The following is a 15,249-nucleotide window of genomic DNA, read 5'->3' as shown; positions in this document are numbered from 1 at the left end:
GTAGCTTACGGTTTTTTTTATTGACTGATTCATTGAATTCCGATAGGATATTGAACTAAATACTATTAACAACTAGAGAGGATCGAATAGCTTTGGACAAAAAGAGGTTGATCGACCGGCTTGACACTGCCAGTCATCGTAAGAAAGCTGATATTGTGGTCAAAAATGGGAAAGTCATGGACGTTTTCAATCAAAAATGGATGGAGACAGATATTGCGATTACAAATGGTGTGATTGTCGGTTTAGGTGATTATGAGGGAAAAGAAACGATTGATGCCAAGGGGCAAATGATTGTTCCGGGCTTTATTGACGGTCATGTCCATATCGAGTCTTCAATGGTCACACCGCCTCAGTTTGCTAAAGCAGTCATTCCTCACGGAGTGACAACAGTTATTACAGATCCTCATGAAATTGCCAATGTCGCAGGTGTCAAAGGCATTCATTTTATGTTAGAACAGGCTCGTTTAACACCATTGAACATCTATTTTATGCTCCCGTCAAGTGTGCCAGCAACAGCATTGGAAAAATCGGGAGCGGTTTTACATGCTAAAGATTTACAACCATTTTATCGTTATAAAGAAGTTCTCGGGCTTGCAGAAGTCATGGACTATGTGTCAGTGGAAACTGCAGATGAAGAAATGACGCAAAAATTAATTGATGCCCATACCGCAGGCAAATGGATTGATGGACATTTAGCAGGTCTTTCAGCCAAGTTTGTCAATGTTTATCGAGCGGCAGGTGTTTTAACCGATCATGAAGTCACAACACCAGAAGAAGCCTTTGATAGAATCAGTCGAGGGATGTACGTCATGCTGAGAGAAGGATCTGCTGCTAAAAATGTTTCTAAAGTGTTACCTGCTGTTAACGAAAAAAATGTAAGACGTTTCTTTTTTTGTACAGATGATAAACATTTGCTTGAACTGATTGAAGAAGGAAGTATTAACTATCAAGTAAAACTGGCGATTCAACAGGGGCTTGACCCATTTTTGGCTTATCAAATGGGGAGCTTCAATGCGGCTGAATGTTACGGTTTAACAACAAAGGGAGCGGTCGCCCCTGGTTATGATGCGGATCTTCTCTTTATTAGTGATTTAAATCAGGTAAAAATTAATGAGACAATGATCGCTGGTGTGATTTACCGTGAAGAAGACGAAGGTGTGTTACCTAGCATACAAGCAGACTCAAGGATGTTGCAATCTGTCCATTTGGCTCCTGATTTGAATGCGGAAGATCTTCAAATACCGATATGTCAAAACAAAGATCTGCATGTGATCGGGATTATTCCCAACCAGCTTGTGACAAAACTCATGTTGGAACAGCCTGTAAAAGATCAAGTGTTTTTCAAGGCAGACCCTAAAAACGATTTGTTGAAAATTGCATTAATCGAACGACATCGAGGGTTAAAGGAGATCGGCCTTGGAATTGTAAAAGGATTTGGGATAAAAAATGGTGCGATCGCCACAACAATTTCTCATGATTCTCATCATTTGATCGTCATCGGAACAAATGACGAAGATATATTAGCGGCAGTCGACAGTCTAAGTAAAATCGGGGGAGGGCTGACTGTTTCAAAAGGGGGAAGAGTGCTCCACTCTGTCGCCTTGCCAATTGCTGGTCTTTTATCAGACAAGCCATTGCAAGAAGTGAACGAAAGCTTAGTAGCTCTTGAAGAAGCCTTAAAACAAACGGGATTTTCTGAAACATTTAATCCGTTTTTAACACTATCTTTTTTAGCATTGCCTGTCATTCCTGAAATCAAAATGACAACAAATGGATTGTTTGATGTCAGAGCGTTCAAACATATTCCAATTCAAAAATAAACAAAAAGCCAGTGGATAGCTGTCCACTGGCTTCGTTTGTCTATTTATACTTCCATAATAATTGGCAGAATCATCGGTCGCCGTTTTGTTTTTTCGTATAAGAAAGGTGCAAGCGTGTCTGTAATTTCATTTTTAATTTCAGACCACTGTGTTGTTTTACGTTCCATCACCTTTTTAAGATGTCCAGAGATCAGTTCTTGGGCATCATTGATCAAGTCACCAGATTCTCTCATGTAAACAAATCCTCTAGAAATGAGATCAGGTCCGGCGGAAATTTTAAACTCTTTCATATCAATGCTGACTACAACAATCACGAGTCCTTCTTCAGAAAGAATTCTCCGATCACGTAAGACAATGTTACCGATATCGCCAATTCCGCTTCCGTCAATATAGACGTTGCCAGATGGAATTTTTCCAGCGATTGAAGCCTCTTCATTTGTTAAAGCAAGCACTTCACCATTATCCATGATAAAACAGTTTTCTTCAGGTATCCCGCAATCTGTCGCCAATTTGACATGCATTTTTTGCATTCTGTATTCACCGTGAATAGGCATAAAGAATTTTGGTTTGATCAGGCGAAGCATCAGTTTTTGTTCTTCTTGACCACCATGTCCTGACGTATGGATGTTATTTAGGGAACCGTGAATCACATCTGCACCGGCACGATAGAGCTGGTTAATGGTCCGGCTAACACTGATTGTATTTCCGGGAATCGGTGATGATGAGAAAACAACCGTATCCCCAGGATTAATGGAAATTTGCCGATGTGTGCCATTCGCTATTCTAGAAAGGGCAGCCATCGGTTCACCCTGACTTCCTGTACAAAGAATCGTCACTTTGCCAGCGGGAAGTCTGTTAAGCTCATTGGCTTCGATAAATGTATTTTTTGGACATGTAATATATCCAAGTGTTTGTCCAATTTCAATAGCTGACTCCATGCTTCGTCCAAATACAGCCACTTTCCGACCGTTTGCGACAGCCGCTTCAATGACTTGTTGAAGGCGATGGATATTTGAGGCGAAAGTGGCAAAAATAATTCTGCCTTCCACTTTACGGAAAATATCGTCAATACTTTCGCCAACTTTGCGCTCTGACATAGTAAAGTCAGGAATTTCACTATTCGTACTGTCCGACAAGAGACAAAGCACACCTTCTTTTCCAATCTCAGCCATTTTCGTTAAGTTGGCAGGTTCGCCTACCGGAGTAAAATCAAATTTAAAGTCACCGGTATGTACAATATTTCCCTGTGGCGTTTTCACGACAATTCCGTAAGAATCCGGAATACTATGGGTTGTTCTGAAAAAAGAAACAGAAGTTTTTCTGAATTTTACAATATCTTCTTCTTCAATCAGATGGAGCTTAGTTTGCCGAAGTAGACCGTGTTCTTCAAGTTTTTTTCGTAAAAGACCGATCGCTAATTGTCCGCCATAGACAGGAATATTGACCTGTTTAAGTAAGTACGGAATGCCACCGATATGGTCTTCATGTCCATGCGTAATGAATAGTCCTTTAATCTTGTCTTCATTTTTGACTAAATAAGTGTAATCAGGAATCACATAATCGATGCCGAGCAGCTCATCTTCAGGAAACTTAATCCCTGCATCAATCAGAATAATTTCATCTTGAAACTGTACACCATATGTGTTTTTGCCAATTTCACCTAGACCTCCCAAGGCAAATACGGCCGTTTGATCGTTTTTAACAAATTTCATTCATTCATAACTCCAATACTTTAAAATTTTCACTTTGCTTTTCATATTCTAAAAACACATCATCAACTTCCTGTATAAATTCAATGTTGTAGTTGTATTTTTTTAATTTAGATCTGACTTCACGTTCAGATTGAGCTTCCACAAAAATTGTATCTGTTTTTTCACGAACAGGTACTTCGTCAGAACTTGCTTGATAAAATACCTTATATATCATCCAAATCTCTCCTTAACTGCCGATTGTTAGACTCATCTTTCTATTATATGCGAAATTGCTTCATAAGAAAAGCGCCTGAGAAAAAAAGGACCCTTCAGTCAGTATGAAGGCCCCTTCTTAAGCAATCGACTTTCTACGTATCATGCCATTCAATTGTTTTTTTAATTTTTTTCGAAGGCGGCGAAGCATTTCTGAGTTCCTCCTTTCATTGACTTGTCCCAATTCGATCTTTTATCTTTACTTATAGTATATGATGAAATTGCTGATTGTTACATGGATATTATTGGTATTATGATGTGAAAAGGTTTTCTAACATGACATATTTCTGTATGATGAAATGGAGAAAAAATAGTGACTAAGGGAGCAGGATTCGTAGTTATGAATAAAAAAATTATTTTTTTTGATATTGACGGAACCATTTATGATCATGATAAACAAATTCCCAAAAGCACAAAAAAGACCATTCAAAACTTAAAGGAGTATGGTCACCATTTGTTTATTGCTTCTGGAAGAGCACCGTTCATGATGACTGAAGTCTCTGAAGAACTCGGTATTGACTCATTTGTTTCATATAATGGACAATATGTTTTATACGAGGGAGAAGTGATTTATAAAAATCCACTGCCTACTCAATCCCTTCAGGTTTTGCTTGACCATTCTGAACAATATGGTCATCCTTTAGTTTTTATGGGTGAAGAGGGGATGGGTACAAATGTTGCTGATCATCCTTATATCCATGAAGGAATGGGTAGCCTAAAATTGAAGCACCCCAAACTTGATCGTTTCTACTATAAAGACAGAGACATTTTCCAAGTGCTTTTATTTTGTGATAAAAGTGAGGAGATGATGTATAGGCATTTTCGTGAATTCGATTTCGTTCGCTGGCATAAGTGCTCGACCGATATTCTTCCAGCGAGCGGTTCAAAGGCTGAAGGGATCAAAAAAGTCATTGAAAAACTGCCGTTTGGAATAACAGATACTGTTGCATTTGGTGATGGTTTAAACGATCTGCAGATGATTGAGTTTGTCAATACTGGAATAGCGATGGGCAATGCTGTACCAGAACTTAAGGATGTTGCTCATTTTGTTACGAAGCCTGTTGATGAAGACGGGATTGCTTATGCGGTTGAAGCCCTCGGACTTTTAAAATAAGCAGAAAAAGCGGATCAAAATATGATCCGTCTTTTTTACAGCATATTGGCTAGACACTTACCGGAGTCGCATTCTCAGGCTCTTTCAGCGGATTTTCTTTGTCAATATGATCATAGAACATGATTCCATTTAAATGATCGATTTCATGTTGAAATACAATTGCGGGATATCCTCTTAAGCGAATATTAATCTGTTCACCTTCAAGAGTCGTTCCTTTTACTCTAATTCGGGCGTACCTTGGGACATATCCCGGAATCGGTTCATCAACAGAAAGGCAGCCTTCACCACTTGACAGATAGCTTCTTTCGACAGAATGGCTCACAATCTTAGGATTAAAAAGTGCATAGCTATACAACGTTCCATTGCTTTCAACATGAACGGCAATCATTCGCTTGGTAACATTAATTTGCGGTGCGGCAAGCCCGACTCCAGGCCGAAGATTATATTCTTGTGCCATTTCAGGGTTCTGACTGTTTTTAACAAATTCAATCATTTCAGTCAGTTGTTTGATTTCTGTTTCGTTTGCCGGTAATTGGACCTCTTCCGCGACGGTTCTTAAAGCGGGATGACCGTCGCGGACAATGTTTTCCATTGTGATCAACATCTTCACTCCCAGTCATTAATATGTAAAGTATAGCGGATTTTACGCATGGCGTGCAATCATGAAGAAATGACCAGCCGTCATTAGACTGGTCATTAACATGGACTAGCAGCCCAAATATGCAGCACCTACAATAATTAACAATATAAATAAAACAACGATCAATGCAAAGGTGCGGCCGTATCCATAACCGCCATATCCGTATCCACCATACCCGTACCCAGGGCAGCAATAACCGTACATAATGAAGACCTCCTCCGTTATTTTACGCAAAGCCTTTCTTTGGTAGGCATAGCGTCTAATATAAGTTATGTAAAAATGAAAAGGTTGTATAGTTAAATGCCTATTTTTCACAAATTTCAGGAGGAAGTTGTTCTAATGGGATAAGAGCCGCATAATCATTTTGTAATACATGTCCCAAGTGTATTTGTCTAAGAATTGGAGGTATATACTATATGAAATCTTTTAAAAAATATATATTATTCGGCCTGACCGTTTTGTGCACAGTTGTATTTTTGTTGACGGGATGTATGTCAAAAGATCCTGTTCAAACTCTTCATGAGTCACTGGAAAAGATCGTTGAATTAGAAAAGCCGTTTCGAAAAGCGCAAAAATCTTTGAAAACCTTAGAACAAGCTGAAGGAAAGTTGTATGACAAGATGATTAAGCTCAATATGGATGAATTTAAACAAATGATTAAGCTTTCAAATAAGGCGCTTAAACAAGCAGAAAAACGTCAAGAACATTTAGATTTAGAAAAAGAAAGTATCGAAAAAGCAAAAAAAGAATTTAAAAGAGCTCAATCAATGGTTAAAGAAATTGAGGATCAAAAGGTTAAAAAGAAAGCAAAAAATTTAATCTCTCATATGGAAAAACGGTATCAAGCCTATGATCAGTTTAATAAAGATTATCAAAAAGCGATTCATCTTGATAAACAATTGTACAAGCTCATGCAAAACAAGCAGCTTAAATTGCAAGATTTAGAGAAACAGTTAAAAAGTATAAATGAAAAATATAATGAAGTGCTAAAACAAAATGTAGCATTTAATGATTACACAACAGAGTATAATAAAGTAAGAAAAGATTTTTATAAGGATTGTGGGTTTGACATTAAAGAAAAGAGCAATTGATCGTTCAGACTGTCGAGAACATCTCGACAGCTTTTTTTATTCAGGGATGAATTAGCGTAAAGACACCTATATATATTGCTGTTTAGTTCACCACTTTGCTTCAAAACACTCTTTTTCACGGAACTGTCACATTTATTATAATACAGTTTTTTAACTATACTAATACAGTTTTGGTCATTTGGTAAATATTGTTCTTTAATTAAATAAAGCGAATACATTTCTTTTAATTCAGGAACAAATTAATTGACGGGTTTTGCCTGCTAGTGTAAACTTAGCCTTGGAGAAACTAGTTGTATTAGTTTTTTAGATGTTTTTATTGATACAGTTTTAGGTGATTTTCGTATTTTTCATCATATGGATTTGACAACAATGAGAACAGATTATGCGATTTGAAACATATGAGTTATGCCTTTAATTTAAGGACACCCTATTTGAGATAAGGGTGTACATCTATAACTGTCAAAAGAAAGGAAGAGGTGACTTTGGATGGCTGCAAAAACAAAAAAGACGATTGTTGATAGCAAAAAGCAATTTGATGCCATTAAAAAGCAGTTTGAAACATTTCAAATTTTGAATGAAAAAGGCGAAGTCGTAAATGAAGCGGCAATGCCTGAATTAACTGATGATCAATTGAAAGAATTAATGCGTCGCATGGTATATACGCGCATTTTAGATCAACGTTCAATTTCCTTGAATCGCCAAGGACGCCTAGGTTTTTATGCGCCAACTGCTGGTCAGGAAGCTTCTCAGGTCGCTAGCCATTTTGCACTTGAAAAAGAAGATTTCGTACTTCCTGGTTACCGCGATGTTCCGCAGTTGATTTGGCACGGTCTTCCACTTTACCAAGCATTTTTGTTTTCTCGAGGACATTTTCGCGGAAATCAAATGCCGGATGATGTCAATGCGCTTTCACCACAAATTATTATCGGTGCGCAATACGTTCAAACAGCAGGTGTTGCACTAGGTTTGAAAAAACGTGACAAAAAGGCTGTTGCGATTACTTATACGGGTGATGGCGGCGCTTCCCAAGGGGATTTCTATGAAGGTGTCAACTTTGCTGGCGCTTTTAAAGCTCCGGCAATCTTCGTAGTACAAAACAACCGTTATGCGATTTCTACACCTGTTGAAAAACAATCAGCAGCTGAAACAATTGCTCAGAAAGCAGTATCTGCCGGGATTGTTGGTGTTCAGGTAGACGGAATGGATGCCTTGGCTGTGTATGCTGCAACTCGTGAAGCTCGTGAGCGTGCTGTCAGCGGTGAAGGTCCTACACTCATTGAAACACTTTGCTTCCGTTATGGTCCTCATACAATGGCCGGTGATGATCCAACAAAATATCGCACGAAAGAAATTGAAAATGAATGGGAACAAAAAGATCCATTGGTCCGGTTCCGCAAGTTTTTAGAAAACAAAGGTTTATGGTCTGAAGAAGAAGAAAGTAAAGTTATTGAAGAAGCGAAAGAAGAAATCAAGCAGGCGATCAAAAAAGCCGATGAAGAACCAAAACAAAAAGTAACAGACTTGATCGACATTATGTATGAAGAACTTCCTTATAATCTTGCAGAGCAAAAGGAAATTTATAAAGAGAAGGAGTCGAAGTAAGCCATGGCGCAAATGACAATGATTCAAGCAATCACTGATGCGTTACGCACAGAACTGAAAAATGACGAAAATGTCTTAGTGTTCGGAGAAGACGTTGGTGTTAACGGCGGTGTGTTCCGTGCGACTGAAGGGTTGCAAAAAGAGTTTGGTGAGGATCGTGTTTTTGACACACCTCTCGCAGAATCTGGTATTGGCGGCCTTGCACTCGGATTAGGCTTGCAACATTTTCGTCCAGTCATGGAAGTTCAATTTTTCGGATTTGTCTATGAGGTGATGGATTCAATTTCAGGACAAATGGCACGGATGCGCTATCGTTCAGGTGGGCGCTGGAACTCTCCTGTTACGATTCGTTCTCCATTCGGTGGCGGTGTTCACACACCTGAGCTTCATGCGGACAGTTTGGAAGGACTTGTTGCACAACAGCCGGGACTTAAGGTGGTCATTCCTTCAACTCCATATGATGCAAAAGGGCTTTTAATTTCCGCTATTCGTGATAATGATCCGGTTGTTTTTCTTGAGCACATGAAACTTTACCGTTCATTCCGTCAGGAGGTTCCTGAAGAAGAATACACAATTGAAATCGGAAAAGCAGATGTGAAACGTGAAGGATCAGATCTTTCCATCATCACTTATGGCGCAATGGTTCATGAATCACTAAAAGCAGCAGAAGAACTTGAAAAAGAAGGCGTATCTGCTGAGGTTGTCGACCTTCGCACAGTAAGCCCGCTTGATGTTGAGACGATCATTGCTTCAGTTGAAAAAACAGGCCGCGCAATTGTTGTTCAAGAAGCACAAAAACAGGCTGGTGTAGCAGCGAATGTCGTTGCAGAAATTAATGACCGTGCGATTTTAAGTCTTGAAGCTCCTGTGTTACGAGTGACTGCGCCAGATACGGTATTTGCATTCTCGCAAGCGGAAAGCGTGTGGCTTCCAAACTATAAAGATGTACTAGAAACCGCCAAAAAAGTATTAAACTTTTAGTCTTATCCTGTAAAGGGAAGAGTTTATCTCAATCTTTTTCTTTTATTCCGTGAACTAACGGCTAAATCAACTATTGAAAGATTTTAGGAGGTCGAGAACTGTGGCATTTGAATTTAAACTTCCCGACATCGGGGAAGGAATCCACGAAGGTGAAATTGTTAAATGGTTTGTTAAACCAAATGATGAGGTTGACGAGGATGATGTTTTGGCAGAGGTGCAAAACGATAAAGCAGTTGTAGAAATTCCTTCACCTGTTAAAGGAAAAGTATTAGAATTAAAAGTTGATGAGGGAACTGTCGCAACCGTCGGACAGACCATTATTACATTTGATGCACCAGGATATGAAGATCTTCAATTTAAAGGAAGCGAAGAATCAGACAATACGAATTCCGAGGAACAAGCTCAAGCAAAAGAGGCTAAAGAACCAGCAGCTGAACAGGCTCAAGAGGATGTAGATTCAAACAAACGTGTAATTGCAATGCCTTCCGTTCGTAAATATGCCCGTGAGAAAGGAGTAGATATTGCTAAAGTTACAGGTTCAGGCAAAAATGGACGTGTACTGAAAGAAGATATCGACAGCTTTGTAAACGGCGGAGCAACTGAATCAACTGATAACCAAACAACGGAGAAAGCAGAAACAGCAGCACAACCAGCAGCTCCTGTTCAAACGCCAGAAGGAGAATTCCCTGAAACACGTGAAAAAATGAGTGGAATTCGCAAAGCCATTGCAAAAGCCATGGTGAATTCAAAACATACGGCTCCACATGTTACATTAATGGATGAAATCGATGTGACAAATCTTGTCGCTCACCGTAAACAGTTTAAACAAGTCGCGGCTGATCAGGGAATTAAGCTGACATATCTGCCTTATGTAGTGAAAGCTTTAACATCAGCTCTTAAAAAATACCCTGTCTTAAATACATCAATTGATGACAACACTGACGAAATCATTCAGAAACACTATTACAACATTGGTATCGCTGCTGACACTGAAAAAGGCTTACTTGTGCCTGTTGTTAAAAATGCGGATCGCAAAGCCATTTTTGAAATTTCTAATGAAATTAATGAACTTGCGACAAAAGCGAGAGAAGGAAAACTTGCTCCTGCTGAAATGAAAGGTGCTTCTTGCACGATCACAAACATCGGTTCTGCGGGCGGACAATGGTTTACACCAGTCATTAACCATCCTGAGGTTGCCATCTTGGGAATTGGTCGTATTGCTGAAAAAGCGATTGTTCGTGACGGTGAAATTGTCGCTGCACCTGTTCTGGCACTTTCTTTAAGCTTTGACCACCGGATGATCGACGGAGCAACAGCACAAAATGCTTTAAACCACATCAAGCGTTTACTAAACGATCCACAATTAATTTTAATGGAGGCGTAATGTAATGGTAGTAGGAGATTTCCCGATTGAAACAGATACTCTTGTGATTGGTTCAGGACCTGGCGGCTATGTAGCTGCCATTCGTGCCGCTCAACTCGGACAAAAAGTAACAATTGTTGAGAAAGCAAATCTTGGTGGCGTTTGTCTGAATGTTGGCTGTATCCCTTCAAAAGCACTGATCAATGCGGGTCACCGCTATGAAAATGCAAAACACTCTGGAGATATGGGAATTACAGCTGAAAATGTAAAAGTTGATTTTACAAAAGTTCAGGACTGGAAAGGTTCTGTCGTGAAAAAGCTGACTGGTGGTGTTGAAGGTCTTTTAAAAGGCAACAAAGTCGATATCGTCAAAGGTGAAGCATATTTTGTAGACAATCAGTCTATTCGTGTAATGGATGAGAACTCAGCTCAAACCTACACATTCAAAAACGCAATCATCGCGACTGGTTCCCGTCCAATTGAATTGCCAAGCTTTAAATATAGTGAACGTGTCTTAAATTCAACAGGTGCACTGGCTCTTAAAGATATTCCTAAAAAGCTCGTTGTGATTGGCGGCGGCTATATTGGAACAGAACTTGGAACAGCATATGCAAACTTTGAAACTGAAGTTGTGATTCTTGAAGGTGGAGACGAAATCCTGCCAGGTTTTGAAAAACAAATGAGTTCTTTAGTCAAACGCAATCTTAAGAAAAAAGGCAATGTTGAAATTTATACAAAAGCGATGGCAAAAGGTGTGGAAGAGAAAGCAGACGGTGTAACCGTGTCGTTTGAAGTAAAAGGCGAAGAAAAAACGATTGATGCTGATTATGTACTGGTCACAGTCGGACGTGTGCCAAACACTGATGAGCTTGGGCTTGAACAAGTCGGTGTGGAAATGACAGATCGGGGTATCATTAAAACTGATAAACAATGCCGCACAAGTGTTTCTAACATTTATGCAATCGGTGATATCATTGAAGGCCCACCACTTGCACACAAAGCATCTTATGAAGGAAAAATCGCTGCGGAAGCCATTTCAGGAGAGCCTTCCGAAATTGACTATCTTGGCATCCCTGCCGTTGTGTTCTCAGAACCTGAGCTTGCATCAGTCGGTTACACTGAAGCACAAGCTAAAGAAGAAGGTCTTGAAGTGACTGCGGCCAAATTCCCATTTGCTGCAAACGGTCGTGCACTATCATTAAATGAAACTGACGGTTTCCTTAAACTTGTGACACGCAAAGAAGACGGACTTGTTATCGGGGCGCAAATCGCAGGTGCAAGTGCTTCTGACATGATTTCAGAACTAAGCTTGGCCATTGAAGCAGGTATGACTGCTGAAGATATTGCGATGACGATTCACGCTCACCCAACATTGGGAGAAATTACAATGGAAGCAGCTGAAGTGGCAATTGGAATGCCAGTTCATGTTGTAAAATAGAAAAACCGCACTCTGGTTGTGATCATAACAATCAGAAGTGCGGGTTTTTTATAGGATCATTTATTTAATTTTTTTTCAAGAGAATTTAAGATCTTTTCTTTGTTTCTTATTTTTCCTTCAATTTTAAACAGTACTTTTTTATTATCAATGAGCAATAAACAAGGAAATGTATTCACTTCTTCTTTCCATTTTCCTTTTTTACTTAAAATATCCATATTTGCAACCTGTTTGGGGTGTTTCTTTTTTAATTCTAGAAGAGCATCATAATAAGTAACTTCCTGTTCAATATGATCGTTATCGGAAAAAAACAGGAGCTTAACGTTCTGGGGCTTTGCATCTTTGCTATTTTGTTCTGTCATGGAACAGCCGCTCATTAGGAAAAAGATACAACTGACGGTGAAAATAGCACGAAATAACATGAAAACTCTTCACCTCTCTATAAAAATGCAACTCCTGTGGCATAAAAACTGCCTTCATTTAGTAAGCAATTCCTATTTTATCATGAGAAAAGTAAAAACTTTCGTTTGTTACCCATTTGTTACATAAATGATAACATTCGTCAAAATTCTCAGTATTTTATAGGTTTTTAGGTAAATATTTTTAGAAACGTCCCCCAAAACCTTACCCTGTTGCTTTCATTATTTGTTCAAAATCTTTAGTACAAAATAAAAAACTAAACTGCGAAGTAAAAGCCGTACGTTTTCCTCACTTACACAGTTTAGTTTACACTCCAAAAGATGTAGCCAAGCTTAAGCGCAGTTTAACTCTGTACTGAATACGAAGGCGCAACTTTGGATACTTCTTATTTTTTGTGAAATTCTAATCTGCATTATAGCTCCCATAGGGAGTTATTTGTACATCAAATGTAATTAAATATAATATGTAAAGTCACTTCGACCATAAGAAAATAAATCATAAACAAACATACTTTAAATCTGTACCTTCATGTTCTTTATTAGAAAAAGTCCATACAAATAAACCGATTACAGTTAATAAAGTGACGACTTCAATGATTGTTATGAAAGACATCCTGACCATCCCCTCGGTTTTACAATCCGTAATATGATAGCTAATCGCTCATTCTAAAAATACTTTGCGAATCTTCTCCATCCTTAATCTGTTCTATTCTGAAAACTCATCATCAGACAGTTACACGTTAAGTATGCATCTTACAATTTAATAGATGACCATTAATGATAGAGAAATGACCTGATATTTTTAAAAAGATTCAATTCGCTTCTTTTTTGCAATCCAGACTGTTTATATGATTAGCAGTAAAAAATGAAAATAGCCTATTTTGATGGTAGTTGTTGAAAAAGAAATTTTAATTGACTTGTATATAACTGATCTGATTGATCAAGTAACACATTTGTCATTATCATAAAAAGAAATTGTTTTTTTTAAAATTTTTATGATTTGAGCTTTATGATGAAAAATGAAATGATTCATTCAATCATCCACATATAAAAAATAATTGTGTTATACAATTTGCCGTTGACAACACAAATGTGACATCATATTATAATAGTAGTTAAATGAAACGCTTCCATTTTGATATGAAAAGGGGAATGAGAGATGGGAACGATTGTTTGCCAAGACTGTAACGAACCAATTCATCATTTTGAAGATGAAAAAGTGACAATTCTTTATGGAACATGTGGGCAATGTCAATGTGAGCTCAAGGATGAAGCATAATAGTGAAAAGCATGCGATCATTTTTCAGATCGCATGCTTTTTTACTGAATGGCCTGCTGTTCTTTGATGACCCTGATCATGTGAAGTGTGTCATCTTCAGGACCCTTAACTGGCAGACCAGCTTCTAGATTTTTTTCAATGTAATGAATGTTATCTTCGGTAATAATCTCACCCGGGATAAAGATTGGAATACCTGGTGGATAAACCATGACAAATTCAGCAATAATTCGCCCAGCTGCTTTTTTAAATGGGATGATTTCTGTATTTGCATAAAATGCATCACGTGGTGTCATCGCAAGTGCTGGTATATTCGGAAGCAACACCTCGGTCTTGTTCTGATCTATATCAGATAAATCGACCTGGTGGGCAATGTCTGCTAAGGCTTCGACCAAAATCTCTGCATCTTCTTTACGATCTCCAGGTGTAAAAATACAAAGGATGTTATATAAGTCAGAAAGCTCTACTTCGATTTGATAAGACTCACGAAGCCATTTTTCAACATCATGTCCTGTTAAACCAAGATTTTTCACAGAAATAATTAATTTAGTTGGATCGTAATCAAAAGCGGCTTTTGACCCAAGTATATCTACGCCAGCACAGGAAAGCCCTTTGATCTGGTTAATACGTTCCCGTGTTTGATTGGCGAGTCGTATCGTTCCTTCAATTAAATCATGTCCTTTTGTTGCCAAGTGTTTTCTGGCGACATCAAGGGAAGCGAGCAGTAAGTATGAAGTTGAAGTTGTCGTTAGCATACTAAAAATCGATTGAACTCTCTCTTTAGAAACGAGACCTTCTTTCATATTAAGTACTGAGCTTTGTGTTAGCGAGCTGCCAAGTTTGTGTACGCTTGTTGCTGCCAAATCTGCTCCAGCTTGCATAGCTGAAAGAGGTAGCTCTTCGTGAAAATGAATATGAACACCGTGCGCCTCATCGACCAATACTGGAACATCAAATGAATGGGCAAGCTCAACAATACTTTTTAAGTCGGCTGCAATGCCGAAGTAAGTTGGATTGATGACGAGTAGCCCTTTTGCATCTGGATGTTTTTCCAGAGCTTTTTTAACTGATTCAGGTGTAATACCATGGGAAATTCCTAATTCATTATCGATTTCTGGATGAATAAAAACGGGAACAGCTCCAGAAAAAACAATTGCTGTCATGACTGATTTATGTACATTTCTCGGAACAAGAATCTTGTCCCCAGGTCCGCAAACAGCCATCACCATCGTCATAATGGCGCCGCTTGTTCCTTGTACAGAAAAAAATGTGTGATCGGCTCCAAATGCTTTTGCTGCCAAGTCTTGTGCTTCTTTAATCATTCCTTTTGGTGCATGTAAATCATCAAGCGGTTCAATGTTAATCAAATCAATACTTAAAGCGTTCTCACCAATAAATGTTCTAAATTCTTCTTCCATTCCAGACCCTTTTTTGTGACCAGGGATATGAAATTGAATCGGGTTTTTTGCGGCGTGTTTTTTTAATCCAGTAAATAAGGGTGTTTCGTGCTGCTGCAATTGATTTCCCACCTTCATTAAATGCTT

The 15,249-nt window shown here is 38.6% G+C and carries 14 protein-coding genes; 8 read left to right on the top strand and 6 right to left on the bottom strand.

Features of this window, described 5'->3' with window-relative positions; translation table 11 throughout:
• Nucleotides 1-92: 92 nt before the first annotated feature.
• The gene (gene ade, locus PDT38_RS04880; protein WP_270799420.1) at nt 93-1,820 is read left to right on the top strand and encodes an adenine deaminase; all 1,728 of its coding nucleotides are present in this window, start codon (nt 93-95) and stop codon (nt 1,818-1,820) included.
• 44 nt (nt 1,821-1,864) lie between these two features.
• Here ade and rnjA read toward each other — a convergent pair whose 3' ends face one another.
• A complete protein-coding gene (gene rnjA / locus PDT38_RS04875) occupies nt 1,865-3,532 on the bottom strand; it encodes a ribonuclease J1 (RefSeq protein WP_270799419.1) in 1,668 nt (555 codons plus the stop codon).
• 4 nt (nt 3,533-3,536) lie between these two features.
• On the bottom strand, nt 3,537-3,746 hold the full coding sequence (locus tag PDT38_RS04870; protein WP_270799417.1) for a DNA-dependent RNA polymerase subunit epsilon: 210 nt from the start codon (nt 3,744-3,746) through the stop codon (nt 3,537-3,539).
• A gap of 378 nt (nt 3,747-4,124) precedes the next feature.
• Here PDT38_RS04870 and PDT38_RS04865 point away from each other — a divergent pair, with 378 nt between their 5' ends.
• Nucleotides 4,125-4,898 (top strand): Cof-type HAD-IIB family hydrolase, encoded by a 774-nt coding sequence (locus tag PDT38_RS04865; RefSeq protein ID WP_270799416.1) that lies wholly within the window; start codon nt 4,125-4,127, stop codon nt 4,896-4,898.
• 49 nt (nt 4,899-4,947) lie between these two features.
• Here PDT38_RS04865 and def read toward each other — a convergent pair whose 3' ends face one another.
• Together def and PDT38_RS04855 are read right to left on the bottom strand one after the other, a co-directional pair.
• A complete protein-coding gene (gene def, locus PDT38_RS04860) occupies nt 4,948-5,499 on the bottom strand; it encodes a peptide deformylase (RefSeq protein WP_270799415.1) in 552 nt (183 codons plus the stop codon).
• 105 nt (nt 5,500-5,604) lie between these two features.
• Nucleotides 5,605-5,742 (bottom strand): YjcZ family sporulation protein, encoded by a 138-nt coding sequence (locus PDT38_RS04855; protein ID WP_172294555.1) that lies wholly within the window; start codon nt 5,740-5,742, stop codon nt 5,605-5,607.
• A gap of 287 nt (nt 5,743-6,029) precedes the next feature.
• Between PDT38_RS04855 and PDT38_RS04850 the strand changes: the two genes are divergently transcribed.
• The 5 genes from PDT38_RS04850 to lpdA all read left to right on the top strand — a co-directional run bounded on the left by PDT38_RS04850 (nt 6,030) and on the right by lpdA (nt 12,013).
• On the top strand, nt 6,030-6,629 hold the full coding sequence (locus PDT38_RS04850) for a YkyA family protein (protein WP_270799414.1): 600 nt from the start codon (nt 6,030-6,032) through the stop codon (nt 6,627-6,629).
• A gap of 486 nt (nt 6,630-7,115) precedes the next feature.
• Complete coding sequence (pdhA, locus tag PDT38_RS04845; RefSeq protein ID WP_270799413.1) at nt 7,116-8,231, top strand: pyruvate dehydrogenase (acetyl-transferring) E1 component subunit alpha; 1,116 nt, start codon at nt 7,116-7,118, stop codon at nt 8,229-8,231.
• A 3-nt stretch (nt 8,232-8,234) separates the two neighbouring features.
• Nucleotides 8,235-9,212: a pyruvate dehydrogenase complex E1 component subunit beta gene (pdhB, locus tag PDT38_RS04840; protein ID WP_270799411.1), complete on the top strand. Its 978-nt coding sequence runs from the start codon at nt 8,235-8,237 to the stop codon at nt 9,210-9,212.
• A 100-nt stretch (nt 9,213-9,312) separates the two neighbouring features.
• The gene (locus PDT38_RS04835) at nt 9,313-10,596 is read left to right on the top strand and encodes a dihydrolipoamide acetyltransferase family protein (RefSeq protein WP_270799410.1); all 1,284 of its coding nucleotides are present in this window, start codon (nt 9,313-9,315) and stop codon (nt 10,594-10,596) included.
• A 4-nt stretch (nt 10,597-10,600) separates the two neighbouring features.
• Nucleotides 10,601-12,013, top strand: coding sequence for a dihydrolipoyl dehydrogenase (gene lpdA, locus PDT38_RS04830; protein ID WP_270799408.1), 1,413 nt, complete (start codon nt 10,601-10,603; stop codon nt 12,011-12,013).
• Between the two features lie 56 nt (nt 12,014-12,069).
• Here lpdA and PDT38_RS04825 read toward each other — a convergent pair whose 3' ends face one another.
• Nucleotides 12,070-12,372, bottom strand: coding sequence for a hypothetical protein (locus tag PDT38_RS04825; RefSeq protein WP_270799407.1), 303 nt, complete (start codon nt 12,370-12,372; stop codon nt 12,070-12,072).
• Nucleotides 12,373-13,588: 1,216 nt separating this feature from the next.
• Here PDT38_RS04825 and PDT38_RS04820 point away from each other — a divergent pair.
• Complete coding sequence (locus tag PDT38_RS04820) at nt 13,589-13,708, top strand: GapA-binding peptide SR1P (RefSeq protein WP_270799405.1); 120 nt, start codon at nt 13,589-13,591, stop codon at nt 13,706-13,708.
• A 41-nt stretch (nt 13,709-13,749) separates the two neighbouring features.
• On the opposite strand, the gene PDT38_RS04815 is transcribed toward PDT38_RS04820, so the two are convergent.
• Nucleotides 13,750-15,222, bottom strand: a complete 1,473-nt coding sequence (locus PDT38_RS04815) for an aminotransferase class I/II-fold pyridoxal phosphate-dependent enzyme (protein WP_270799403.1) — start codon at nt 15,220-15,222, stop codon at nt 13,750-13,752.
• Between the last annotated feature and the right edge of the window lie 27 nt (nt 15,223-15,249).

This window comes from Bacillus changyiensis (assembly GCF_027706145.1).
Taxonomy (GTDB): Bacteria; Bacillota; Bacilli; order Bacillales; family Bacillaceae; genus Bacillus; species Bacillus changyiensis.
This window is presented reverse-complemented; position numbering and strand designations above follow the sequence as displayed.

Excerpts from the sequence above, each read along its gene's own strand:
- pdhB (WP_270799411.1), top strand. The coding sequence starts at position 8,235 with ATGGCGCAAATGACAATGATTCAAGCAATCACTGATGCGTTACGCACA.
- lpdA (WP_270799408.1), top strand. The coding sequence starts at position 10,601 with ATGGTAGTAGGAGATTTCCCGATTGAAACAGATACTCTTGTGATTGGT.
- pdhA (WP_270799413.1), top strand. The coding sequence starts at position 7,116 with ATGGCTGCAAAAACAAAAAAGACGATTGTTGATAGCAAAAAGCAATTT.
- PDT38_RS04870 (WP_270799417.1), bottom strand. The coding sequence starts at position 3,746 with ATGATATATAAGGTATTTTATCAAGCAAGTTCTGACGAAGTACCTGTT.
- PDT38_RS04865 (WP_270799416.1), top strand. The coding sequence starts at position 4,125 with ATGAATAAAAAAATTATTTTTTTTGATATTGACGGAACCATTTATGAT.
- PDT38_RS04825 (WP_270799407.1), bottom strand. The coding sequence starts at position 12,372 with ATGACAGAACAAAATAGCAAAGATGCAAAGCCCCAGAACGTTAAGCTC.
- rnjA (WP_270799419.1), bottom strand. The coding sequence starts at position 3,532 with ATGAAATTTGTTAAAAACGATCAAACGGCCGTATTTGCCTTGGGAGGT.
- PDT38_RS04820 (WP_270799405.1), top strand. The coding sequence starts at position 13,589 with ATGGGAACGATTGTTTGCCAAGACTGTAACGAACCAATTCATCATTTT.
- PDT38_RS04855 (WP_172294555.1), bottom strand. The coding sequence starts at position 5,742 with ATGTACGGTTATTGCTGCCCTGGGTACGGGTATGGTGGATACGGATAT.
- PDT38_RS04850 (WP_270799414.1), top strand. The coding sequence starts at position 6,030 with ATGTCAAAAGATCCTGTTCAAACTCTTCATGAGTCACTGGAAAAGATC.